Here is a 6779-nt window from a genome sequence, read left to right as displayed (position 1 = left end):
ACGCGGTATTGCTCTATTCAGCCAAGGCGGCGGCGGCGATGCAGATGTTGGCAAGACGGCCCGCTCTGCGCGGTCTCTTCGAAAAAACATGGGTTTTTGCGCTTTCCACGCGGATCGCCGCAGCCTTCGACGATGCCACCGGCGAAAGGATCCGCATTGCCGCGCAACCTGACGAGGAGGCATTGCTGGCGCTTTTGCAGGCGCCGCGCTGAGCCGCGTCATCACACCGCCCCTTTTCACCGCTTGGTGATGTGCTAGACCCTTTCTGAACCATCATGCGCCGCCAGGCGTTGAGACGAAGCGAATGTGCGGAGCCCAGGCATGGTCAAGACGCCGAAGATGCGACACTCGAAAAGCCGCCGCGAGCCGGTGACCATCGATCTCGAGCCGGGCGCCGTCTCACGCATCGCCGACGAGGACGCCGCCACGCAGGAGGCGCAGACAGACGAGGCGAAGGCCGAGGAAGCAGCGAACGCTTCGCAGCCCGAGGTTCCCGAAGAGCCGGTTCATGCCGACCAGACCGATCTCGAGCCGTGGGAGCATGCCGATGGCGCCGCAGGTGCGGAAGGGCAAGCGCCGGCGGATGGCGGAGCCAAAGCCGCCGAGCCAGAGCTGCCTTATCCCGGTTCGGATGCGCCGCCCAACCGCGCCAAAACCTTCGACTACGGTTTCGACGACGCGTCGGCAGCGCAGACCGACGGCAACAAGGCGAAAGCCGAGACACGGGACGAGAGAACGGCGCCAGCCCCTGAAAAGCGTGGCGGCCTCAACGGCATCGCCGCCGGCATCATCGGCGGCGTCATCGCGCTGGTCGGCGCCGGCGGGCTGCAATTTGCCGGCCTGCTCGGCGCGCCGGGTTCCGGTGCCGGCGTCTCGCTCGATGGCGTCAATGGCGACATCGCCTCGCTGAAGACCGAAATCGCCGGCTTGAAGGACGCCGGCGGCAATGGCGATGCAGCGGCGAAGATGGTCGGGCTGTCCTCGGGCCTGGAGCAGGTCAAGGCCGATGTCGCGGCGCTGAAATCGGCTGTCGAGAAAGGTGGAGCAGGCGACGCGGCCGGCGTCACCGCACTGGGCGACAAGGTCGCGCAGATCGAGACGGCGGTCGCCGCCCTCGGCAAGGCGGGCAGCGCGGCGCCGGTCGATCTTGGTCCGCTCACCGAAAAACTGGCAGGCCTCGACGCGCAGGTGAAGTCGGCCGGCGAGGCGGCGACCGCGCAGGATGGCCGGCTGAAAGCGCTGGAGCAGTCTGTGTCGCAGCTGTCCGGCAAGGTCGAGGCGGCGGCGGGACAGCCGAAGATCGCGCTTGCCATCGCGGCGTCGGCCTTGAAGGCGGCGCTTGAGCGTGGCGGGCCGTTTTCGGCCGAACTCGAAACCCTCGCCGCGATTTCGCCTGATGCGCCGCAGCTTGCGGCACTGCGCCCCTATGCCGAAAAGGGCATTCCAACCCGCGCCGAGATCGCATCGCAGGCTGATGCCGCCGCCAATGCTATGGTCACGGCGGCGACGCCTGTCGATGAGAATGCCGGCTTCGTTCAGAGCCTTCTGTCGAGCGCGCAATCGCTGGTCAAGGTCAGGCCGATCGGCGCCGTCGAAGGCGCCGGCGCACCGGAAACCGTCGCGCGCATGGAGGCGGCGGTCAACCAGGGCGACTACGCCAAGGCACTCAGCGAGTATGAAACGCTGCCCGAGGCCGCCAAGGCCGCGGGCGCCGACTTTGCCGGCAAGCTGAAGGCGCGCATCGAGGTCGAAACCCAGGTCGATGCGCTGATCTCGGGCGCGATGAAGGCATGAGGGCAACACAATGATCCGCCTGCTCGCCTTCCTCATCGTCGTTTTCGCGCTCGGGCTGGGCTTTGCCTGGCTGGCCGACCGGCCGGGCGACATGGTCGTCACTTTCAACGGCTATCAATACCAGGTCAGCCTGATGGTGGCGGCGGTGGCTGTCGTTGCCGTGGTCGCTGCGGTGATGATCCTGTGGTGGCTGCTCAAGGCGCTGTGGAACAGCCCCTACACCATCTCGCGCTATTTCCGTGTCCGCCGCCGCGATCGTGGCTATCAGGCGCTGTCGACCGGCATGATTGCCGCCGGCGCCGGTGATGGCGCGCTGGCCCGCAAGAAGACCAAGGAAGCCGCCAAGCTGATCCGTTCCGACCAGGAGCCGCTGATCCACCTGCTCGAAGCGCAGGCGTCGCTGCTCGAAGGCGATCATGAAGGCGCGCGGCAGAAATTCGAGAGCATGCTCGACGATCCCGAAATGCGGCTGCTGGGTTTGCGCGGGCTTTATCTGGAAGCCGAACGGCTCGGCGACCGCAACGCCGCCAGGCATTATGCCGGCCGCGCCGCCGCTGTGGCGCCGCAACTGGCCTGGGCGGCGGAATCGACGCTGGAAGAGCTGACCGCGCGCGGCGACTGGGACGGCGCCCTGAAACTGGTCGACGCGCAGAAAGCGACACGGCAGATCGAACGCGATGCCGCCAACCGCCGCCGCGCCGTGCTGCTGACCGCCAAGGCGCAGGCGCTTGCCGACAGCGATCCCGCCGCCGCCAGAACGGCCGCGATCGAGGCGAACAAGCTCAGGCCCGATTTCGCGCCTGCCGCCGTGGCCGCCGCGGCCGCACTGTTCAAGCAGAACGATGTGCGCAAGGGCTCGAAGATACTCGAGGCGGCGTGGAAGGCCGAGCCGCATCCGGAGATCGCCGAGCTCTATACCCATGCAAGGCCGGGCGACGCGGTGCTCGACCGCCTCAACCGGGCGAAGAAGCTGCAGGAGATGAAGAAGAACCACGCCGAATCGTCGATGACGGTGGCGCGCGCCGCGCTCGACGCGCAGGATTTCGCGACCGCCCGCCGCGAGGCCGAGGCGGCGATCCGGATGGACCGTCGCGAGGGCGCCTATCTGCTGCTCGCCGACATCGAGGAGGCCGAGACCGGCGATCAGGGCAAAGTGCGGCAGCTGCTGTCCAGGGCGGTGCGGGCGCCGCGCGATCCGGCCTGGGTCGCAGACGGCGTGGTATCGGAACGCTGGGCTCCGATATCGCCGATCACCGGCCGGCTCGACGCCTTCGAGTGGCGCGCGCCGATGGAGCGTCTTGGCCAGTTGATCGACAGCCATGATGACGCGCCAGCGGGTGCGGCACCGGTTATTGAAGCATTGGCAAAGCCGACGAGCGAAAAAAGGCCGATCGAAGTGATCGACGACGCCGGTGGCGAGACGTCGGCGGGCAAGCAAGCTGAAAGTCGCGAAGAAGATCATGTCAGGCCGATCACGGCAGCGGCCTTCGCCGCGGTGCCGAGCGATGCCGAAGGCGTCGAGCCGGCCGAGGAGCTTGCGCGGCTGCCGGACGATCCCGGCGTCGATCCGGACGAGGAAGCGGAGAAATCGCCGCGCCGGTTTCGGTTGTTTTGAGTTGGGCAGGCCGTCAGGCCGTTGGGGTATGGATCTATGTTTGAACGCGTTCTGTCGTTTCTCAGGGATTTGCCGGCCGGTGCCGGCACGCATGCCAGCACGGACGATCCGCGTGTCGCCGCCTCGGCGCTGCTCTACCATGTGATGAACGCCGATGGCGTGCGCCAGGATGTCGAGTGGGAGCGGTTCAAGGCGGTGCTGGCCGAGAGCTATTCGATCAGTGGCGCGGAACTCGAAGCGTTGGCCGCTGCCGGCGAGCGGGCCGACAATGAGGCGATCGATCTCTACGCCTTCACCAGCGTCCTGAAGCGCCATCTCGATGCCGATGCGCGCAAGGCCTTCATCGGCCTGATGTGGGAAATCGTCTATGCCGACGGCGAGTTGCACGAGCTCGAGGACAACACCGTCTGGCGCGTCGCCGAGCTGATCGGCGTCGAACGCCACGATCGCGTCGAGGCGCGCCGCAAGGCGGCGGCGCACGCGCCCGGCGCCACCGGAACATCGAGCGACGAATAGGATCTTCGCCTTCCCATGCCACGCCAGACGAGTTCGAAGCCAAAGATCCTGATCGTGCTGCATCAGGAGAGTTCGAGCCCGGGACGTGTCGGCCATATGTTGCTGGAAGAAGGTTTCGATCTCGACATCCGCCGGCCGCCGCTTGGCGACGCCTTGCCCGAAACACTGGACGACCACGCCGGCACGGTGGTGTTCGGCGGCCCGATGAGCGCCAATGACGACGACGAGTTCGTCCGCCGCGAGACCAACTGGCTGGAAATACCGCTGAGGGAGAACCGGCCATGTCTCGGCATCTGTCTCGGCGCGCAGATGCTGGTCAACTGTCTCGGCGGCAAGGTCGAGGGTCATGGTGAAGGGCTGGTCGAGGTTGGCTGGTATCCCCTGAAGGCGACCGAAGCCGGCAAGCAACTGATGCACTGGCCGGAGATGGTCTACCAGTTCCACCGCGAGGGTTTTTCGCTGCCCAGGGACGCGACGCTGCTGGCGACGGCCGAGACCTATCCCAACCAGGCCTTCCGCTACGGCGACAATGCCTGGGGCATCCAGTTCCATGGCGAACTGACCAGGGTGATGATGCAGCGCTGGGTGGTGCGCGGCGCGCATCGCTTCGAATTGCCCGGTGCCCAGCCCGGCCGCGATCATCTCGGCGGCCGGCTGATCTGGGACATGCATCTCAAGCGCTGGCTGGACGAGTTTTTGCGGATGATCTTCGGCAAGTCGAGCAGATAGCTAAACCGTCGTCTGAACGGATTTCAGGCGACCCGCTTTAGGTCTTTGTCTTCATGCATGTCGTTCTCCCAAAACCGGGGCCACTTTTGGGCGACATGCATTAAGGTTCGAGCACCGGCCGCAGGAAGCTGCGCTCGTAGCTGAGAATGCTGCGATTGCGTTTTTCCATTTCGAACACTTCCTGGCATTCCGGGTCGGCAGCCATCCGTTTGCGATAGTCCTCGTAGTCGGCAAGGCTCGGGAAGCTGAACATGGCATAGGCGATGTTGCTCGCCCCCTCGCTCGGAAGGAAATAGCCGTGATGGTTTCCGCCGAGGCGGTTGACCAGAGCTATCCAGCGACGACCATAATCTTCGAACTCGGCAAGCTTGTAGGGGTCGATGACGTATTTCAGGTAGCAAGTGATCATGAGAGCTCCTGTGGCATGGGCTAGGCATGTCGGCTGTCAACCGTGGGAAGATCAGTTGCGCCCGTTGAGGTGGCGCACCTTGCGCAATTGGGGGAACAGCACCATCCACAGGCCCGCGACGGCGATGGCGCCGATGCCGCCGATCACCACGGCCGGCACCGTGCCGATCAGCGCGGCCATCGTGCCGGCCCGGAATTCGCCGACCTCGTTGGAGGCGCCGACAAAGACCTGGTTGACGGCGTTGACGCGGCCGCGCACCTCGTCGGGCGTCCACAGCTGGATCAGCGTCTCCCTGATGTAGACGCTGAACATATCGGTGGCGCCAAGGAAGACCAATGCCACGATCGACAGCCAGGTGATGGTCGACAGGCCGAAAACCACGGTGAAGGCGCCGAACGAGGCTGCGGCGGCCAGCATGATCATGCCCGCGTGGTTGCGAAGTGGATGCCCGGCCAGCCAGATGGCGACGCAAATGGCGCCGATGCTGGGCGCCGAGCGCAGCAGGCCGAGGCCCCACGGGCCGAGCTGGAGGATGTCGCGCGCATAGACCGGTAGCAGCGCCGAGGCGCCGGACAGAAGCACGGCGAACAGATCGAGCGAGATGGCGCCGAGCACGATCTTCTCGCTCCAGATATAGCTGAACCCGCCGAGCAGGTGCTGCATCGTCGGCTTGTCCGACTCGGTGCGCTGCGACGGCTTCGGGATGGTGAAGATCAGCAGCCCGGACACAAGCATCAGGACAGCGGCGGTTCCGTAGGCCGCTTCCGGCGACACGCCGTAGAGCAGGCCGCCGGCGACGGGTCCGACGATGGTCGCCGTCTGCCAGGCCGATGAATTCCAGGCGATGGCGTTGGCGAAATCCTGAGGCGGCACCAGATTGGCGAACAATGACGCGGAGGCCGGACCGAAGAAGGCGCGGGCGACGCCGAACATGGCAAGCACGCAGAAGATCGGCAGCGGCCCGCTGATGCCGCGCAGCGCCAGGAACAGCAGCGCCAGCGCGCACATCGCCTCCACCACGACCGCCAGCGCCATGATCAGGCGGCGGCCGAAGCGGTCGGCGACGACACCGGTGACCAGCACCAGAAGCAGCGACGGCAGGAACTGGACGATGCCGACCAGGCCGAGATCGAGCGGGTCGCGGGTCAAATCGTACATCTGCCAGCCGACCGCGACGGACACGATCATGGTGGCGAATGTGGTGAGGAAACGCGCCGCCCAATAACTCAGGAAGGAGCGGTGGCGGAACGCGGCATAGCGCTGGTCCGGTGATATCTGTTCGGCGGTCATGATTTAAGAGGCCCCATTGCAGTGGCGTCAGCTGGCGGGGCACTTCCACGATGGGCGCTGGTCCGGCTGGCGGAACTTTTAGCTCAGTTCGCCGCGGATATGCGTCAAAATCAGTGCTGGATCAAGGAATTTTCAGCCTGCTCCATCGCCGGCACGCGGAAGTTACTGCCGCAGCGCGACGGAGATGGCGTCGAGGCCGCCGCGCAATTCGGCTTCCGTCGGCCAGCCAAAGCCGACGCGGAAGAAGCGTTTTTCCATCTCGAACCAGTGGCCGGGTCCGACATAGGTTCCATGGTTCTCCAGCAGGTTCGCATAGAACCGGTCGAGGTCGAAGCCGGGTTCGACATCGAGGCGCGGGAAGCCGACGACACCGCCTTCGGGCCTGATCCAGTCGATCAGCGGTTCGCGGTCGATCCAGGCCTGGAC

At 65.7% G+C, this 6779-nt stretch carries 6 protein-coding genes and 2 pseudogenes; 5 read left to right on the top strand and 3 right to left on the bottom strand.

Features of this window, described 5'->3' with window-relative positions; translation table 11 throughout:
* The 5 genes and pseudogenes from EN914_RS18660 to EN914_RS18640 all read left to right on the top strand — a co-directional run.
* Positions 1-212, top strand: a pseudogene (locus EN914_RS18660) (uroporphyrinogen-III synthase); the annotation flags it as partial.
* A gap of 109 nt (positions 213-321) precedes the next feature.
* On the top strand, positions 322-1794 hold the full coding sequence (locus EN914_RS18655) for a COG4223 family protein (protein ID WP_024503040.1): 1473 nt from the start codon (positions 322-324) through the stop codon (positions 1792-1794).
* A 10-nt stretch (positions 1795-1804) separates the two neighbouring features.
* Complete coding sequence (locus tag EN914_RS18650; RefSeq protein ID WP_024503039.1) at positions 1805-3409, top strand: heme biosynthesis protein HemY; 1605 nt, start codon at positions 1805-1807, stop codon at positions 3407-3409.
* Between the two features lie 36 nt (positions 3410-3445).
* On the top strand, positions 3446-3925 hold the full coding sequence (locus EN914_RS18645) for a TerB family tellurite resistance protein (protein ID WP_013528912.1): 480 nt from the start codon (positions 3446-3448) through the stop codon (positions 3923-3925).
* Positions 3926-3940: 15 nt separating this feature from the next.
* Positions 3941-4654: a glutamine amidotransferase gene (locus EN914_RS18640; protein WP_024503038.1), complete on the top strand. Its 714-nt coding sequence runs from the start codon at positions 3941-3943 to the stop codon at positions 4652-4654.
* Between the two features lie 100 nt (positions 4655-4754).
* Here EN914_RS18640 and EN914_RS18630 read toward each other — a convergent pair whose 3' ends face one another.
* The 3 genes and pseudogenes from EN914_RS18630 to EN914_RS18620 form a co-directional block, all read right to left on the bottom strand.
* On the bottom strand, positions 4755-5063 hold the full coding sequence (locus tag EN914_RS18630; protein ID WP_024503037.1) for an NIPSNAP family protein: 309 nt from the start codon (positions 5061-5063) through the stop codon (positions 4755-4757).
* A 51-nt stretch (positions 5064-5114) separates the two neighbouring features.
* The gene (locus EN914_RS18625; RefSeq protein ID WP_024503036.1) at positions 5115-6353 is read right to left on the bottom strand and encodes an MFS transporter; all 1239 of its coding nucleotides are present in this window, start codon (positions 6351-6353) and stop codon (positions 5115-5117) included.
* Positions 6354-6515: 162 nt separating this feature from the next.
* Positions 6516-6779 (bottom strand): annotated as a pseudogene (locus EN914_RS18620) (aspartate aminotransferase); the annotation flags it as partial.

The organism is Mesorhizobium sp. M7A.F.Ca.CA.001.08.2.1, assembly GCF_003998455.1.
Lineage (GTDB): Bacteria > Pseudomonadota > Alphaproteobacteria > Rhizobiales > Rhizobiaceae > Mesorhizobium > Mesorhizobium ciceri.
This window is presented reverse-complemented; position numbering and strand designations above follow the sequence as displayed.

Excerpts from the sequence above, each read along its gene's own strand:
- EN914_RS18625 (WP_024503036.1), bottom strand. The coding sequence starts at position 6,353 with ATGACCGCCGAACAGATATCACCGGACCAGCGCTATGCCGCGTTCCGC.
- EN914_RS18630 (WP_024503037.1), bottom strand. The coding sequence starts at position 5,063 with ATGATCACTTGCTACCTGAAATACGTCATCGACCCCTACAAGCTTGCC.
- EN914_RS18650 (WP_024503039.1), top strand. The coding sequence starts at position 1,805 with ATGATCCGCCTGCTCGCCTTCCTCATCGTCGTTTTCGCGCTCGGGCTG.
- EN914_RS18640 (WP_024503038.1), top strand. The coding sequence starts at position 3,941 with ATGCCACGCCAGACGAGTTCGAAGCCAAAGATCCTGATCGTGCTGCAT.
- EN914_RS18645 (WP_013528912.1), top strand. The coding sequence starts at position 3,446 with ATGTTTGAACGCGTTCTGTCGTTTCTCAGGGATTTGCCGGCCGGTGCC.
- EN914_RS18655 (WP_024503040.1), top strand. The coding sequence starts at position 322 with ATGGTCAAGACGCCGAAGATGCGACACTCGAAAAGCCGCCGCGAGCCG.